Raw genomic sequence first — 16119 nt, 5'->3', positions numbered from 1 at the left:
AAGGCGCTTTTTTATTTCTGAACCACACCTACATCAGTGAAACAATTGCTGAAGCGCCTCGTCCAGATTGGGGTAACGAAAGCGGTAATTTGCTTTTAGGGCACGCCGGGGTAACACGCGCTGGCCGTATATCAGCAGCTCAGACATTTCGCCAAATAACGCCTTGAGTACGAATTCTGGCATAGTGAACATGGCTGGGCGTCTCAAAGTGATAGCCAGACGCTCAGCAAACTCCTTGTTGGATACCGGGGCTGGCGCCGTCGCATTGAATACACCGGCAAGTTCCTGGTGTTTAATCAGAAATAAAATGAGTTGCACCATATCGTCAATATGGATCCAGGACATCATCTGCTCACCGCTGGCCATAGGCCCGCCCATGCCGAACTGAAAGGCTGGCAGCATTTTCTTCAGTGCACCACCGTGTCTGGATAACACTACTCCGGTTCGAATTATACAGACCCGGGTGGCTTCATTTTGGGCTGAATTCGCCTTTGCTTCCCAGTCTTTACAGAGTTGATGACTAAACTCCGGATAGGGGTCGTCGAAGTCTTCACCCACCTTAACCGTTGCAGGTTGTCTGCCGTAATAGCCAATGGCACTGCCTGAAATAAAGGTATGCGGCGGCGTGTCGCAATTGCGGATCCGCGCGCTGAGCGCTTCGGTCAGTAAAATGCGGCTGTCCATGATCCGGGCTTTTTGTTTTTCAGTCCAGCGTTTGTCTGCAATGGGTTCGCCTGCAAGGTTGATAACCACATCCAGTTCATTGAAGTCGACCAGATCCAGGTTGTTGACGAGTTCAATTTTACTGTCCAGCGAGCGCCGGGCTTTGGAAATATTGCGTGTCAATGCAATGATTTTGTGTTTATTGAATAGGAATTTGCACAACTCTGACCCGATGAGCCCGGTGGCACCTGTCATTAATACCTTCATGTATAATCCATTTTAATAATTTAGTGTTTATACTCAGCGTATTGCATTGTCGATCAATTTGTTAGTTCTGCGTGCTTTGATGCAAATTTCCGTTACAATGAAGTCGCCGGGCAATAATTAAATTAATGCGCTAATGGCAGCTACCCGGTGCCACCCCCAGCATTTTAGTGGGGTTTTGCAAAGTTAATGTAAGGAAAAGTCGTGTCTTCATTGTCTGGGATCACTAAAAGCTTAGTCGTTATTGCGTCATTGTTCATTGTTTTGGCCGGAATTAAACTGGCGAACGACATCGTTGTTCCTTTTGTTTTAGCAGCCTTTATCGCCATCATATGTAACCCACTTCTGAAGTTCTTTGCAAATTATCGCATTCCTAAAGGGCTGGCAATTGTCCTGATCATCATGATGGTCATGCTGATGGGGATGAGTCTGACAGGCCTGGTTGGCCAGTCGTTAAATGACTTTTCGAGCCAGTTACCCCAATACAGAGAAGCCCTGCGCAGCAAGTTTATCTGGTTTGTTGATATGGCGGCTCAATATAATATTTTAATTGATAAACAGCAGCTTATTGCACTGTTTGATCCCGGTAAAATGATTGATGTGGCGACCAATATGCTAGCCGGCTTTGGTGGTGTGATGGCCAACATCTTTCTCATCCTGCTGACCGTGGTCTTTATGCTTTTTGAAGCGCCCATGATTAGTACCAAGGTACACCTTGCACTGGATGATCCGGATATGAAAATGAAACAGATTGACCGCTTTTTGGACTCGATAAACAGTTACCTGGCCATTAAGACGTTGGTGTCATTGGCAACGGGCGTGCTGGCGGCTGTGTTTCTTTGGGTACTGGATGTTGATTATTTTGTGCTGTGGGGCGTGTTTGCCTTTTTGCTTAATTATATTCCTAACATAGGCTCGATTATTGCGGCGGTGCCACCGGTGTTACTGGCGCTGGTGACACACAGTCCTATGGTCAGCGCAATTGTGGCCGCGGGGTATATTAGTATCAATACCATTATGGGAAATATTGTCGAGCCGCGTTTTATGGGTCGGGGACTTGGCCTGAGCACTTTGGTGGTGTTTTTGTCTTTGATCTTCTGGGGCTGGTTGTTGGGTACTGTGGGTATGTTACTGTCTGTGCCTTTAACTATGGTGGTTAAAATTGCTCTTGAAAACAGCGAAGATGGACGTTGGCTGGCAACAATGTTAGGTGGTGAAGAACAGCAAAATGCCAGATAATAATCGCTATCTGGCATTCAGTTGCAGGCTTACTGGATCATAAAGTCGGCCTGCAGCTCCTGCGTGTGCTGCTTGATAAACTCTATTTTACAACGTTTGTATATCTTAGCCGCCATGGTGGCGTTAGGCATTTGCTTTAAGTACCGCCAGCGACAGGCATCTTCCATGTATCTTTCCTGATTGATAAAGCTGCGCTGGATAATGGGCAGTAGTTGAGAATTGCCCGTTTCTTTTTGCAGGTTTTCAGTGTCCATCACCAATTTAGTTACCCAGGTTTTTCTTTCACGTTCCAGCAATTCAATATTTCCATCCAGGCACATCAGGTAGCGCTTGGCTTTTTCAGGGTGATCCGAATTGAGGTGCTCACATTGCTGTAAAGTCAGCCTGGCTGCTTGTGCAGACAGGCTGAGCGTTAACAATGATAAGAAACACAGTGTTTTATTGGTTCTGTTCATAACTAAATTCTATTGTAAACTGGGCACCGCCCAGCTGGCTGTAATCTATGTCTATGCTTCCGTGATAGGAAGAGACGAGGTCGGACACAATGGCCATGCCAACACCGTGGCCATTTTCATAGGTATCCAGGCGCGTCCCACGTTGCAACAGGGTGCTTCTGTTCTGCTCAGGGATGCCCGGGCCATCGTCACTGATGATAAAACGCACGCCTTTGCTTTGATTATATTTCACGTCGATATCAACCTGCGACTGGCAGGCTTTACATGCATTGTCGATCAAATTACCCAAAATTTCCATCAGATCGGTTTTATCGCCCAAAAATGCGGCGTCTTCTGGGCACGCAGAACTAAAGTTGATCTGCTTATCATGATAGACCTTGTTCATGGCATTGAGGATAGAATTGACTACAGGCTGCACCTGAGTTTGCTTTTTCCAGGTGTCCGAAGCGCCTGATGCGGCACGTTTCAGCTGATGCTCAATCATGGCATTAATGCGATCAAGCTGCTCCTGAGCGTCGGCGTTTTCTGCCAGCGGGCTGGATTTGAGCACCGCCAGAGGGGTTTTGAGTGCGTGTGCAAGGTCACTCAGTGACGCTCGGTAGCGTTCTTTCTGCCTTCTTTGAGAGTCCAGTAGTAAATTCAGGTCGGCTTTGATGGTATTGAGTTCAACAGGGTAGAGGCCACTGATTTTGTCAATCTCGCCTGCTTCGACGGCTTTTATTTCTTTGTCCAGCCTTTGCAGGGGCCTGGCACTCCAGATAAACCCCAGCGCCATCAGCGCCGCTATCATAATGCCCATTACTAACATCCAGTTGACCAGGGTATTACGAAACTGGGCCATTTGCGCAACCAGGGCTGAGTTTTTCTTCAGCAGTATAAAATTGGCCTGCTGTGAGTGACTGGCATTGCCCAGAATGACCGTCATGCCAAGTTGCCAGTAAAGCTCCTGATTGTACTCAACCCGCTCGAACTCTTTCGCGCCGGCTTTGCTTTGTGAGATGTCAGGTGTGACGGTCAGATTCATTGCCGACTCTGAGTGCCATACCAGAGTGTTCTGTTGATAAATAAGTGCATAGGTGTCTGAATTAAGACGATTTAATTCAGGAGCTAAAATACTGTTTGGCATCTCCATGGTCACGAAATCAACCTCGGAGATAAGCGAGTAGAGATGGGCTTCCAGGGTTTTTTCTGTGGCGTCGACCAGGGTGGCGTAATAGGCACGGCCGATGGAGAAAAATAATGCGGGCAGTGCAACGATAAGAACAAAGACAAGGATAAATCCTTGCCTTATTTTAAGAGAAATTTGAGCGCGATTTACCACTGGTTTTTAAACCTATAGCCTCGGCCTCTGAGCGTTTCAACTGGGTTAAGTGTACCGTCTGGATCCAGTTTCTTTCTCAATCTGAGTACAAACACTTCAATGACATTTGAATCAAGGTCAAAGTCCTGATCGTAAATATGTTCGGTCAGCTCGGATTTTGAAATCACCTTGAGTGGATTGACCATCAGGTATTCCAGTACTTTGTATTCGTAAGCGGTGAGAGTGAGTTCTCTGTCTTCTACCCAAACCTGCTGAGAACGTGTATGTATTTTTACCGGACCAATGCTGATCTCCGGGTTTGCTTGTCCGGCACTTCTTCGGATCAGGGCATTACAGCGGGCAATCAGCTCTTCTGTATGGAAGGGTTTGGTCAGATAGTCATCGGCTCCGGCATCCAGCCCCTCTACTTTTTCCTGCCAGCGATCACGTGCAGTGAGGATCAAAATAGGTAACTTGATGCCTTTGGCGCGTGCTTGGCGAATGAGTTCTATGCCATCCAGTTTAGGTAAACCGAGGTCGACCACAGCCAAGTCCAATGGATATTCAGTTAAGTGAAAAAGACCATTTTCTCCGTCGTGGCACAGATCAACACTGTACTTCTCTTTTTCTAGTGCTGTACGCAGGTTTTCTGCCAGTTGTATATCATCTTCTATTACAAGAATTCGCATTGCTTAGTCCTTCTTCACTTCGCCCGTCACCTGGTGAACCTTTAAATCTATGATCCGGCCATCATCTAGCAAAATTCTTACTACGTAATAGTCTCCTTGTTTGGAGATCTTGAGTGTTTTACCTGAGTACTGGTCGGTTGCAAGTTTAACAGCTTGCTTTTTGCTTATCGTATCTTGCTTTTCAGAAGCTTCAGTGGGCTGGGAACCCAGCAAACAGAAGGCTAATGTAATCGCAAGACATCTTGGCAACTGCATTTAAAAGCTCCACGGTTAGGGTTGCTTAACATCTTGTCGCACAGGCTATTGGGAAACGACTTAACCCATGCTGAACTTGTTAAGGCAGCACTTTCTTGTATGGCTTGACGACACTATTGGCATATACACCCGCTGCGATATAGGGGTCTTCTGCAGCCCATGCTTCGGCCTGTGCCAGGGAATCGAATTCTGCGATGACTAAAGAGCCGGTAAACCCAGCTTCGCCCGGATCTGGGCTGTCGATAGCGGGCAGCGGGCCGGCGGCGAACAAGCGCTGTTGCTGATCAAGCTCATTCAGTCTGGCTAGGTGTGCCGGGCGTGCTGCTAAGCGCTTTTGCAAAGAGTTTTCAACATCAGTTGAGTAGATCATGTAAAGCATAGGATGTAACAATTATTGTGTTATTTGCGCCTATCATAGACTGAACCGACCCTGTGTGTAAATGCCGGAACCACTGACGAATGAAGACAAATCAAGGTGTCATGTATGTGTAACATGTTATAAGTGCGTTGTATAAGCGTGTGAAGGTGTGAGGTTTACGTCAATGCGCACCGGATTAGACGTTTATACTTGAAATTCCGTGCGGATGGCTGGTAGAGTCCTTCGACTATTCTTACAAAATAATAATAAGGTTGTTCTTGTGAGCGCAAATCGTGAGCACTTTAGCTCGCGGCTGGGTTTTATCCTTGCCGCAGCAGGTTCCGCAGTCGGGATTGGTAACCTGGTTGGGTTTCCCGTGTCTGCAACAAAAAATGGGGGCGGTGCGTTTCTGCTTACTTATGCCCTGTTTGTTATCTTTATTTGTCTGCCGGTGATGATGGCAGAAATGGCGATGGGGCGTAAGGCGCAAAAAGACCCTTATGGTTCCTATAAGTCGCTCACGCAGGGGGATAAAAAGTGGTCCCTGGCAGGGGCTATCGCCGTTTTAACCCCGTTTATGATTGCCGTGTTTTACATGGTCATCACAGTGTGGATCTTCGGTTATCTGGTCCAAACTGTGCTGGGGAACCTGGATATGCTGGCAAATCCAGGTCACTTTGATGCCTTTGTAAATGAATACACTATGTTCATCTACATGGTGTTTGTTGGCCTGTTCGTTAACCTTATTTTGGTTGGTGGCGTAAAAGAGGGCATTGAAAAAGCCGCTAAATTTATGATGCCAGCGCTTTTTGTGTTATTGCTTGGCCTGGTGGTCTATGTATTAACGCTAGACAATGCCATGGCGGGTGTGCGTTATTATCTGGTGCCAGATTTCTCTAAAATGAATGCCAGTGTGCTTAACGGTGCTTTATCGCAATCGTTTTTCTCCCTGTCTCTGGGAATGGGTATCCTGATCACTTATGCCTCCTACATCTCAAAGAAAGATGACATTGTTGGCAGTTCTAAAATGGTGGCAATTACAGACTCTTTGGTTGCGTTTATCGCAGGCCTGATGGTACTGCCAGCCATTTTCAGCTTCAACCCGGATACCGACCCTGCGAAGCTAAGTGATTCGTCAGTGTCTATGATTTTTGTCTATCTGCCAAAGCTGTTGCTGGCATTGCAATCTGACATTGGCTACTTCGGCGCTTCTGCGGTTGCGGCGTTGTTCTTCCTGCTGGTCTTTTTCGCTGCGATTACCTCACTGGTGTCGATCATCGAAGTACCAACTGCTGCGTTAATGGAAGAAAAGAACATCAGCCGTAAAAAGGCGCTTGGCCTGCTGGCATTGACAACGGGCGGACTGACAGTGTTGTGTACTATGTCTTTTGGTATGGTTGGTTGGCTGACTGATTTTGTTAGCTATGGCGGTGCCAGTCAGAGTATGTTTGCGCTGATCTCGGATGTATTCTACGAAACCATTTTGCCTTTTAACGGTTTATTGGTTTGCTTGTTTGTGATGTACCGCTGGAAAAAGCATAACTTGTCAGAAGAGCTGGCACAGGGGTCACCAAACTATAAAGGCAGCCTGATGGAAAAGTACGTGAACTTCTCATTATCTACTTTCATCCCTGTGATCCTGACGGTTATCTTCGTTAATACTGTCACAACGAAGTTCTTTGCATTTAGTTTGTTTGGCTTCTAATCTTTCTTAGCATGCCACAGGGGCACCTCAGGAATGTGGTGCCCTTTTGCTAAAACGTCAGGCCTGAATCCAGATACTGACCCAGCCCCAGGGTAAAAACCCATAATCCCCAAAGACTATGTTCGAGTACACAGACGGCTAAAGAGCGACTGTGTGCGTAGGTATAGGCAAATAACAAGCCGCCGGCAAAAGACAGTGCGATGGCCACCCAGTTGTCATATACACAGTGGGCCAGCGCGAATACAGCAGCACTTAATACCACCCGAATTGTCTTCCTCGGTAAAATGCGTTTGTAGCGATGAAAAAAGTAGCTGCGAAACACCAGTTCTTGCGGTATCACCGATAATATTGGATAGGCTATTAGCAGGATCAACCAGTCATTGGTGGAGTTGAGCGGCATATCAAACCAGCTTTCCTGATTCACCAGGCCATAAAACATAGCGGAAAACAGGGCACCGATAAAGAAGGTTGAAAACAGCCGCCGCTTCACTGTAGAAAAGGTGCCCAGACTGGTCAGGCGAAATCGTTTGAAATGTGGGTCAGTGAGTAACAAATATGTACACACAGCTGTGAGTATAATCAATGCCGGAAACAACCAATTGGCGAGTTGATGGCGAAATGTATAGGCAATAACAGGTAGCAGGAAAAACACCAGGAATAGTTCGCACCAGCGATATTGGTTTGCGTTCAATGTGGCCTCTGGTATGTCTGACAGCGTTAGCCTAACTATAGTCAAGGCATTTCAACTCGGGTATGGCAGGACAAGGAAAACTTTGTCTATACCACTTTGCTTAGTGACGCGTTCCATTTTGAGAAAAGAGAATATTGTCGTTAACCAGCTAAGAATTCTGCTATTTAGTTGTTTTAAATGAGTGGTTTTTAACGCCGTTAGCATGATATTTGTTCCTTCAAATTGAACAGGTAATGAGTAAAGTTGGTATTCATCCGCTCAGGATTGACTTTTAAGACAGAACTCCTTAGCCTGCCGGGCTTTGTTGTATTAAGACGGATGCATGATGAATAAAAGTGAACTGGTTACTGCCATGGCGGCGCACAGTGAATTGACCAAGAAAGACACACAGGCTGCACTGAGTAGTCTTATAAAACTTATCACCAAACGTCTCTCTGAAGGAGATCAGGTCCAGCTTAATGGTATGGGCACCTTTACGCTAAGCTATCATCCGGCCAAGCCGGGCAGAAACCCCAGAACAGGGGAAGAGATCATGATTGAAGGGCAAAATAAAGTGCTATTTAAGCCAGCCAAAGCGCTTAAGGATGCTCTGGCTGACAAATAAATAGCTCAGGTGTTAGCGCGCGGTAGCGGCTTTCATGTCGCGCACAAAAGCGCTCAGAGCCTGATACATCGCTGGCTTGTCGTCCAGGTGCTGCTCAATGATTTTGACCACGGCGGAACCTGAGATGGCCCCCGCGGCACCTGAATCCAGCGCGGCTTTGACCTGCTCCGGCGTGGAGATACCGAAGCCCAGTAGGGTAGGGGCAGCATGGTACTCGGTGAGCTTAGTGATGATCTCACCGGTTGGCATTTGCACCTGGCTTTCTGTACCGGTCACACCGGCGCGCGAGAGCAAATAGGTGTAGCCTCTGCCGTAACTGGCACATTCGCGCAAGGTATCATCACTGGCATTAGGCGTTGCGATGAAAATCGGCTCAATGCCTGCCTCTACTGCTGCTCGGCGGAACATTTTTGACTCGTGCAGCGGCACATCTGCAACCAATACCGAATCGACGCCAGCGGCTTTGGCTTGTTGGTAAAATGCATCCAGACCACGAGCGAAAATCAGGTTTGAATACAGTAGCAACCCAATTGGGATATGAGGATATTGTTCGCGCACTGCACGGATCACGTCAAAGCAATCTTCTGTGTCAATGTGCTGTTCTAGTGCACGAATATTTGCAGCCTGGATAACCGGACCGTCCGCGATGGGATCGGAAAACGGGATCCCCAGCTCCAGTGCGTCCGCACCGCCTTCAATCAGACTTTTGATGATTGCCAGGCTGGTTTCTTTGTCCGGGTCGCCAATGGTGACGAACGGGACAAACGCGCCTTGCTGCTTGTCGTTTAACTGCTGGAACATCTCATTGTAACGGCTCATAGCTCACCTCGCGCTTCTAATACCTGGTGGACATGGGCTAAATCTTTGTCGCCACGGCCACTTAAGTTGATCACTATCACTGTGTCTTGTTCTTGTGCCTCAGCATATTTCAATGCGTAGGCTAACGCATGGCTGGATTCCAGCGCCGGAATGATCCCTTCATGTTTTGCCAATGACTGGAAAGCTGCCAGCGCTTCGTCATCGGTTACAGCGACATACTGAGCCCGACCGGTCTCGTGCAGGTAGGCGTGTTGCGGTCCAACCGCTGGGTAATCCAGACCAGCAGAGACCGAGTATGACTCTTCAATCTGACCGTCCTGGTTTTGCATGATATAAGTATAAGCACCATGTAAAATGCCTTTAGTCCCCTTACACAATGCTGCGCCATGTTCTTCGGTGTCCAGACCTTTACCAGCTGGCTCCACACCAATCAGTTTGACGTCTTTTTCGTCAATAAAGTCTGCAAACATCCCAATCGCATTGGAACCACCACCCACACAGGCCATGACCACATCCGGCAGTTTTCCTTCAGCTTCCAGTACCTGTTGTTTTGCTTCTTCACCGATCATTTTCTGGAACTCACGTACCAGGGTCGGGAAAGGGTGAGGGCCCGCTGCGGTACCAAGCAGGTAGTGGGCGGTTTTGTAATTGGCTGACCAGTCGCGCATAGCCTCATTTACGGCGTCTTTGAGTGTGCCTGAGCCTGCTGTAACCGGGATAACTTCTGCACCCATAAGGCGCATACGGAACACATTCGGTTGTTGACGTTCAACGTCTTTGGCACCCATGTAAACGCGGCATTTAAGACCCAGCAAGGCACAGGCCAGTGCTGTTGCAACACCATGTTGTCCGGCGCCGGTCTCAGCGATGACTTCTGATTTACCCATACGTTTAGTGAGCAGCGCCTGACCAAGTACCTGGTTGGTTTTGTGCGCGCCACCGTGGAGCAGATCTTCTCGTTTCAGATACAGCTTTACCTTTGGGTTTTTAACCAGGTTTCTGGTCAGCGTCAGTGGCGTCGGACGCCCTGCAAACTCATTGAGTAATTGATAAAATTCCTGCTGGAATGCCGGGTCTTGTTGTGCTTTATTAAATTCCTGCTCAAGCTGCTTAAGCGCAGGAACTAGTAATTCAGGGACAAACATGCCACCAAAATCACCGTAATATCCTGTATTCATTTTTCCACCTCAGTATTTACGAATTGTGTTAAAAGCTGTATTGAGTTTGTCGGCACACTTTTTACCCGGGCTGATCTCGACGCCAGAGTTCAGATCGAATCCTGCTGCGCCCAGGTATGAGGCCTGTGTCAGGTTGTCAGCGCTCAGTCCGCCTGCCAGCATAAAGCTGCCCGGAGTCTGGCTAAGCAACTGCCAGTCAAATGCTTGTCCTGTTCCACCAAGCTGACCTTTGACCTTAGTGTCGTATAAATGTTTGTCGACGCCCTGTAATGGCTCAGGCAGATGATCACTGATCCCCTGGGCTTTCCAGATCTGGCAGTTAACAGGTAACTGTTTGCGCAGCTCATCGATGTACTCTTGCGTTTCATTGCCATGCAACTGCACAACGCTGAGCTTGAGGATACGAACGTTTTCAACCACTTGTGCAAGCGGTGCATCGACAAATACGCCCACATAGTTGAGCGGTGCGCTGTCTACGACGGCTTTTGCACAGTCAATGTCAACATAACGGGGTGATTTGGGGTAAAAAATCAATCCTCCGTATACTGCACCGGCCTCATAAGCGGCAATGGCGTCCTGACTGCGGGTTAAGCCACAAACCTTATTTTCACCCAGGATCAGTTTACGACAAGCGGTCTCCAGGTCTTGTTCAGCCATTAAAGAGCTGCCGACCAGGAAGCCATTACAAATGGGAGCAAGGCGCTTAACGTCTGCATGGGTATAGATACCCGACTCGGAGATCACGGTTTTATCGTCCGGGATTAATTTGCGTAAACGCTCGCTGGTTGCCAGATCTGTACTTAAATCTCTGAGATTGCGGTTATTGATCCCAATGAGTTTGGCGTTTAGCGCGAGTGCGCGATGGACTTCTTCTTCATTGCTGACTTCAGTCAGCACTGCCATGTTCAGGCTGTGCGCAAGTTCAGCCAAAGCTGTGTAACGCGCATCATCGAGTACTGATAGCATTAGCAAAATGGCATCGCCACCACTTAAACGGGCCAGGTACACTTGGTATTCATCGATAAAAAAGTCTTTACAGATGAGGGGTTGCGAGACCTGAGTTCTGACATAACTAAGATACTCAAAATTACCCTGGAAATATTTTTCGTCAGTGAGCACACTGATGCAGCTGGCGTAACGACCGTATACTGCGGTAATTTCATCCAGGTCGAAGTGTTGGCGGATCAGACCTTTCGACGGTGAGGCTTTCTTACACTCCAGAATAAACTGAGTTCCCGGGCGGCTCAGCGCTGCGTAAAAGTCCCGATCGCTGGGCGTGATTTGATCAATAAAGCTTTCCAGCGGGCGGTCTTGTTTTCTTTGCGCGACTTCGACTTCTTTGTCAGCAACAATTTTTTCTAGCACGTTAGCCATTGCTCACCTCCACAATTTCAGCAAGTTTCTGGGCGCAGCGTCCGGACGCCAGTATTTCTGAAACCTGAGCACTGGCAGATTTCAGGTCTGTTGCTTTGTCTGTCATGACCAGCAGCGCAGCAACGTTGGCGATGATGGCAGCGTTATGTGCTTCTTTGCCGTTGCCATCGAGAATGTCCCGGGTTGCCTGGGCATTAAATTCCGGGGTGTCGCCAAAAATGGCTTCAAGCTGATAGCGTTGCAGCCCAAAGTCTTCAGGCGTCAGTGTGTAGTCTTTCAGGACGCCCTGATTGAGCTCGGTTACCTGAGTTTCGCCATGCAGTGCAATTTCATCGCAACCTGAGCCATGAACGACCATAGCGCGCTGAGTGCCGAGTTTTTGTAAAGTCTCAGCCATGGGACGGCAGAGTTTAGGGTCATAAACGCCGAGTAATTGCACTTGCGGCTTCGCTGGATTCGCAAGTGGGCCAAGGATATTGAACAAGGTGCGGGTTTTGAGTTTAGTGCGCACCGGCATCGCATGTTTGACGCCAGCATGATAATGCGGCGCAAACAAAAAGGTAAAGTTAGTTTGTTGCAAACAGCGAGCACCCAGTAGCGGGTCCATATCCAGGTTTATGCCGAGTGTTTTCAACAGATCAGCAGAACCAGATTTACTGGATACGCTGCGGTTGCCATGTTTCACCATTGGGATCCCACAAGCGGCCGCAACGATTGCTGCTGTGGTACTGACATTGATGGTGTTGGTGCCATCACCCCCAGTGCCACAACTGTCTGCGCATAGCAGGCCTTGGGTGTCAAACGCGGTGGCGTGATCGCGCATCGCTTTTGCAGCTCCGGCGATTTCTTCAGCGGTTTCCCCTTTTATTTTCAGGGCGACCAGGGCGGCGGTTAGCTGTACTTCATCCAGCTGGCCCTGCATGACGGAACTGAACAACTCTGTGGCCTCGGCAAAGTTCAGTGATTGTTGTTCTAGTAATAAGTTTAAACTGTCCATGTCTACTCCTCCGATGTGAGATAGGCGATGCTTTGCTGTAACAGCTGAGCGCCGCATGGGGTTAAAATTGATTCCGGGTGAAACTGATACCCGATCACCTTATCGTCCGGGTGATAAATCGCCATTGGGATTTCTTCATAGTTGGCAATGACTTCCAGGCATTCAGGTACCTGAGTTGCCATAAGAGAGTGATAGCGAGCCACAGGAAAAGACTTACCCAGTCCGTCAAAAACGGGGTGAGGTTTGACACTAATATGGGAAGATTTACCGTGTACCGTCTCACCGGCATGGCCAATGGTGCCACCATAGCTTTGTGTCAGTGCCTGTTGGCCAAGGCAGATCCCAAGCATGGGATAGTGACCTTTGCACAGTTCAATCAGCTCAAGTAAACACCCTGCATCTTTAGGTGCGCCCGGACCCGGAGACAAAACTAGGATCACCGGACCGGTTTCTTGCTGCATCTTGGCAAAAATGGTCTTGGCATCGAGGTGATTACGATACACCACGAGCTCGGCCCCAAGGAGTGACAGCTCATCGACCAGGTTGTAAGAGAAGGAGTCAAAGTTATCGAGAAAATATATCTTAGGGATCATGCCGGTGCTCCTGCATAAGTCGATTGAATGGCTTTGATCACGGCACTGGCTTTGGCTCGGGTCTCATCGGCCTCGGCTTGTGGGTCGGAGTCATAAACAACGCCGGCACCGGCCTGAACCAGCGCCTGACCATTTTTGACAAATGCTGAGCGGATCACGATACAGGAGTCCATTGCGCCATCGCCGGTAAGATAGCCCACAGCACCGCCGTAGCTGCCACGTCGTTGTTGTTCTGTATGCCTGACCAGCTCAGCCGCTTTGACTTTAGGCGCGCCTACCAGGGTGCCCATATTCATGCTGGCCTGGTATGCATGCAGGGCATCCAGATCCGGTTTCAGCTGACCGACTACGCGCGAAACCAAATGCATGACCTGAGAGTACCTGTCAACTTTAAGCAGTTCTTTGGCGTGGCGGGTACCCGGTATGCTGATCCGTGCCACATCGTTGCGGGCCAGATCAACCAGCATCAGGTGCTCTGCGCGTTCTTTGTGATCGTCTCTGAGCTCCAGTTCAATGCGGCTGTCGAGATCCGGATTGATACTGCCATCGGCGAACTTGCCTCGAGGTCGAGTTCCCGCAATCGGATAGACTTCTACCTGGTTACTCTGCTCACAATATTTCAATGCCGATTCAGGAGAGGCACCAAATAAAACAAACTCCTCATCGCGCATGTAGAACATGTAAGGACTTGGGTTTTGTTGTTTAAGCGCTTTATAAGCCGAAAGGGGATCGGCACAAGGTAAAGAGAAGGTGCGAGAGGGCACAACCTGAAAGATGTCGCCATCCACAATGTGCTGCTTCAGTTTTACTACCTGCTCTATATATGCTTCGTCACTGATATCAACACTGACCTCACAGCTACCTGCAAGCGGGCTTGGCGAGAATGACTCCAAAGCATCACACTGATGATTGAGGACTTCAAGCTGGCGGCCTACTTCAAAACAGTTCGCATGAACATCGGGACCGTTGAATACATTACCAATCAACTCAGTCGTTTGAGCCTGATGATCTATGATCAGCAGGGTCTCGGCCAGGTAGAATACGTAGTCCGGACAGCTATTGGCACCGTCCGGCACGTCAGGGAGTTGCTCAAAATTGGCAACCATATCGTACGCAAATACACCGCCCAGAAACAGCGAAAATGGTGTGTCTGAGTTGCACTTGATGCGGTTGATACAGGTTCTGAGCGCGCTGAACGCGTTATCGGCCTTCAGCTTGGCATACTCATCGAGATCGGCCGATGTATCCTGATAAGTAATGGTCAGCACTGAGTTATCGAGTGTTACGTCACAGTTTTCGACTTCCTGCGCCAGATAGGGCAGAAGCTGCTCGCCGTTGTTAGACAGCGCCCGGACGATGACATTTTTGCCCTTACATTCAAAGCGCAGTGCTGTATCAACCAGGATAATGCTCTTTACATTGTCTTTGGAGTCTATTTCTGCAGATTCCAGCAACAATGAATTGGGCTTATCCAGCGCTGCGAACAGAGACAAGGGGCTGGCGATGTATTCTCGCCGTAACCGAATACTGGTTACTTCCCCGGGCTGTGTCGTTATATGACTAAAAATCACACCTCATTCCTCGTAATTTTCATAAATTAATCTAAAAAAAACCCCCGAAAGCGATTTGCTTGCGGGGGTCTGTGTATTAGGTACAGAGATGCCGTCCCGCTAATTCAGGCACCACCACCAAGATTTTACTAGTAAAATAGTTGTTATATTATTGATCACTATACAATATCTTTGAGAAAATTAAGTTACAAAAAAACCCGCGTGTTTAGCGCGGGTTTCGAAAATCTTGCATGCACAACGACTCACCCGCTAATTACGAGTGCCACCACCAAATGTTGAAAGTTGTTTGTGTTTTCATTTGTTAAGTCGTCGTTATGTAAATTTAGTGACCACAGTAAACCGCACTATGGGACAAAGTGTCAAGGTCAAATTGGAAAAAATGCGGCCAGTTCCCAAAAATGGTTATTTTGGCCTAGCTGTTTGCTGCATTATCACTGTTTAGTGTGTCAGATAACCGCCCGTAGAAGTAAACAACATGGTATACTAAAATCTGCATTTTTTTAGAAGGTTATGAGAGTTTGATAAAATACGACTTACACAGTCACAGTACTTTTTCGGATGGTCGTTTGGCAGTCGGTGCCTTGCTTGAACGAGCAACCGAAAGAGGTGTGGACGTACTTGCCATTACAGATCACGATACCACCGCAGGTCTTGCTCCTGCTCGGGCGTACATCACTGATCAACAGTTGCCACTGTCGCTCATCTCCGGGGTTGAGATTTCAACCAAGTGGGAGAGCTTTGAAATACACATTGTGGGTTTGAATATAGATGAGTCGAACTCCGCTCTGAACGCCTTACTTGCCAGTCAACAGCAAAAACGTCGTGAACGTGCTAAAGAAATTGGTGCTCGGCTGGCTAAGCGCGGCTATGAGGGTATTTATGAACAGGCACAAATCCTGGCTGAGAACGCTGAAATTACTCGTGCGCATTTTGCCAAAGCGCTGGTAGACCGAGGGGTCGCCAAAAATATTCAGGGTGTGTTTAAAAAGTTTCTTGGCCGCAACAAAATTGGGTATGTGCCGAGCAGCTGGTGCAGCATGGGTGAGGCGATAGACGCGATCCATCAGGCTGGCGGCGTGAGCGTGCTGGCGCACCCTGGCCGTTATCAGATGTCGAATAAGTGGCTCAGAAAGCTACTGAGTGAATTTAGTGCTGCGGGCGGAAAGGCAATGGAGGTCGCACAGCCACAACAGGCACCATCAGAGCGACAGTTTCTGGGGCAGTTAAGTCGTGAGTTTAACTTACTGGCCAGTCAGGGATCTGACTTTCATTATCCAACGAACTGGTTGGATCTTGGAAAAAACCTATACTTACCAAAAGATTGCCAAGGTGTTTGGCAGTTCTGGGGCGCGACAGAGGAGTGA

Annotated in this window: 17 protein-coding genes; 4 read left to right on the top strand and 13 right to left on the bottom strand. The window is 48.3% G+C overall.

Annotation, left to right across the window (positions count from 1 at the left end; all coding sequences use genetic code 11):
• Window positions 1-33 precede the first annotated feature (33 nt).
• Window positions 34-930, bottom strand: coding sequence for a TIGR01777 family oxidoreductase (locus tag PRUB_RS08990; RefSeq protein WP_040645011.1), 897 nt, complete (start codon window positions 928-930; stop codon window positions 34-36).
• 201 nt (window positions 931-1131) lie between these two features.
• Between PRUB_RS08990 and PRUB_RS08985 the strand changes: the two genes are divergently transcribed.
• Window positions 1132-2166, top strand: coding sequence for an AI-2E family transporter (locus PRUB_RS08985; RefSeq protein ID WP_010385498.1), 1035 nt, complete (start codon window positions 1132-1134; stop codon window positions 2164-2166).
• 29 nt (window positions 2167-2195) lie between these two features.
• Here the strand turns inward: PRUB_RS08985 and PRUB_RS08980 are convergent, their stop codons facing one another.
• The 5 genes from PRUB_RS08980 to PRUB_RS08960 form a co-directional block, all read right to left on the bottom strand.
• Window positions 2196-2621: a hypothetical protein gene (locus PRUB_RS08980; RefSeq protein WP_010385497.1), complete on the bottom strand. Its 426-nt coding sequence runs from the start codon at window positions 2619-2621 to the stop codon at window positions 2196-2198.
• Window positions 2605-3942: an ATP-binding protein gene (locus tag PRUB_RS08975; protein ID WP_010385496.1), complete on the bottom strand. Its 1338-nt coding sequence runs from the start codon at window positions 3940-3942 to the stop codon at window positions 2605-2607. Before PRUB_RS08975 ends, PRUB_RS08980 begins: the two co-directional genes overlap by 17 nt.
• A complete protein-coding gene (locus PRUB_RS08970) occupies window positions 3936-4610 on the bottom strand; it encodes a response regulator transcription factor (protein WP_010385495.1) in 675 nt (224 codons plus the stop codon). The genes PRUB_RS08975 and PRUB_RS08970 overlap by 7 nt, the downstream gene beginning before the upstream one ends.
• Before the next feature lie 3 nt (window positions 4611-4613).
• Complete coding sequence (locus PRUB_RS08965; protein ID WP_010385494.1) at window positions 4614-4865, bottom strand: PepSY domain-containing protein; 252 nt, start codon at window positions 4863-4865, stop codon at window positions 4614-4616.
• A 79-nt stretch (window positions 4866-4944) separates the two neighbouring features.
• Complete coding sequence (locus PRUB_RS08960; protein WP_010385493.1) at window positions 4945-5244, bottom strand: YciI family protein; 300 nt, start codon at window positions 5242-5244, stop codon at window positions 4945-4947.
• 259 nt (window positions 5245-5503) lie between these two features.
• Here PRUB_RS08960 and PRUB_RS08955 point away from each other — a divergent pair, with 259 nt between their 5' ends.
• Window positions 5504-6928 carry a sodium-dependent transporter gene (locus PRUB_RS08955; protein WP_010385492.1) on the top strand — a complete coding sequence of 475 codons (1425 nt, stop codon included), beginning with the start codon at window positions 5504-5506 and terminating at the stop codon, window positions 6926-6928.
• A 49-nt stretch (window positions 6929-6977) separates the two neighbouring features.
• Here the strand turns inward: PRUB_RS08955 and PRUB_RS08950 are convergent, their stop codons facing one another.
• Entirely contained in the window at window positions 6978-7619 is a 642-nt protein-coding gene (locus PRUB_RS08950) for a CPBP family intramembrane glutamic endopeptidase (protein WP_040645009.1), read from the bottom strand.
• 325 nt (window positions 7620-7944) lie between these two features.
• Between PRUB_RS08950 and PRUB_RS08945 the strand changes: the two genes are divergently transcribed.
• Window positions 7945-8223, top strand: coding sequence for an HU family DNA-binding protein (locus PRUB_RS08945; RefSeq protein WP_010385489.1), 279 nt, complete (start codon window positions 7945-7947; stop codon window positions 8221-8223).
• A 12-nt stretch (window positions 8224-8235) separates the two neighbouring features.
• On the opposite strand, the gene trpA is transcribed toward PRUB_RS08945, so the two are convergent.
• The 6 genes from trpA to PRUB_RS08915 are packed head-to-tail and all read right to left on the bottom strand — an operon-like array spanning window position 8236 to window position 14755.
• Entirely contained in the window at window positions 8236-9042 is an 807-nt protein-coding gene (gene trpA, locus PRUB_RS08940; protein ID WP_010385488.1) for a tryptophan synthase subunit alpha, read from the bottom strand.
• Window positions 9039-10220 carry a tryptophan synthase subunit beta gene (trpB, locus tag PRUB_RS08935; protein WP_010385487.1) on the bottom strand — a complete coding sequence of 394 codons (1182 nt, stop codon included), beginning with the start codon at window positions 10218-10220 and terminating at the stop codon, window positions 9039-9041. The genes trpA and trpB overlap by 4 nt, the downstream gene beginning before the upstream one ends.
• 9 nt (window positions 10221-10229) lie before the next feature.
• Entirely contained in the window at window positions 10230-11594 is a 1365-nt protein-coding gene (gene trpCF, locus PRUB_RS08930) for a bifunctional indole-3-glycerol-phosphate synthase TrpC/phosphoribosylanthranilate isomerase TrpF (RefSeq protein ID WP_010385486.1), read from the bottom strand.
• Complete coding sequence (gene trpD / locus PRUB_RS08925) at window positions 11587-12591, bottom strand: anthranilate phosphoribosyltransferase (RefSeq protein ID WP_010385485.1); 1005 nt, start codon at window positions 12589-12591, stop codon at window positions 11587-11589. The genes trpCF and trpD overlap by 8 nt, the downstream gene beginning before the upstream one ends.
• 2 nt (window positions 12592-12593) lie before the next feature.
• Window positions 12594-13184 carry an aminodeoxychorismate/anthranilate synthase component II gene (locus tag PRUB_RS08920; protein ID WP_010385484.1) on the bottom strand — a complete coding sequence of 197 codons (591 nt, stop codon included), beginning with the start codon at window positions 13182-13184 and terminating at the stop codon, window positions 12594-12596.
• The gene (locus PRUB_RS08915; RefSeq protein WP_010385482.1) at window positions 13181-14755 is read right to left on the bottom strand and encodes an anthranilate synthase component 1; all 1575 of its coding nucleotides are present in this window, start codon (window positions 14753-14755) and stop codon (window positions 13181-13183) included. Before PRUB_RS08915 ends, PRUB_RS08920 begins: the two co-directional genes overlap by 4 nt.
• 518 nt (window positions 14756-15273) lie before the next feature.
• On the opposite strand from PRUB_RS08915, the gene rnm reads away from it, so the two are divergent.
• Window positions 15274-16119: an RNase RNM gene (gene rnm / locus PRUB_RS08910; protein ID WP_010385481.1), complete on the top strand. Its 846-nt coding sequence runs from the start codon at window positions 15274-15276 to the stop codon at window positions 16117-16119.

Source organism: Pseudoalteromonas rubra (assembly GCF_000238295.3).
Taxonomy (GTDB): Bacteria; Pseudomonadota; Gammaproteobacteria; order Enterobacterales; family Alteromonadaceae; genus Pseudoalteromonas; species Pseudoalteromonas rubra.
Note: the sequence above shows the minus strand (reverse complement) of the source record. Positions and strands in the feature narration are given on the sequence as shown.

Coding starts and splice junctions, on each gene's coding strand:
- trpD (WP_010385485.1), bottom strand. CDS start 12,591: ATGGACAGTTTAAACTTATTACTAGAACAACAATCACTGAACTTTGCC.
- trpB (WP_010385487.1), bottom strand. CDS start 10,220: ATGAATACAGGATATTACGGTGATTTTGGTGGCATGTTTGTCCCTGAA.
- PRUB_RS08945 (WP_010385489.1), top strand. CDS start 7,945: ATGAATAAAAGTGAACTGGTTACTGCCATGGCGGCGCACAGTGAATTG.
- PRUB_RS08960 (WP_010385493.1), bottom strand. CDS start 5,244: ATGCTTTACATGATCTACTCAACTGATGTTGAAAACTCTTTGCAAAAG.
- trpA (WP_010385488.1), bottom strand. CDS start 9,042: ATGAGCCGTTACAATGAGATGTTCCAGCAGTTAAACGACAAGCAGCAA.
- PRUB_RS08920 (WP_010385484.1), bottom strand. CDS start 13,184: ATGATCCCTAAGATATATTTTCTCGATAACTTTGACTCCTTCTCTTAC.
- PRUB_RS08980 (WP_010385497.1), bottom strand. CDS start 2,621: ATGAACAGAACCAATAAAACACTGTGTTTCTTATCATTGTTAACGCTC.
- PRUB_RS08970 (WP_010385495.1), bottom strand. CDS start 4,610: ATGCGAATTCTTGTAATAGAAGATGATATACAACTGGCAGAAAACCTG.
- PRUB_RS08965 (WP_010385494.1), bottom strand. CDS start 4,865: ATGCAGTTGCCAAGATGTCTTGCGATTACATTAGCCTTCTGTTTGCTG.
- trpCF (WP_010385486.1), bottom strand. CDS start 11,594: ATGGCTAACGTGCTAGAAAAAATTGTTGCTGACAAAGAAGTCGAAGTC.
- PRUB_RS08990 (WP_040645011.1), bottom strand. CDS start 930: ATGAAGGTATTAATGACAGGTGCCACCGGGCTCATCGGGTCAGAGTTG.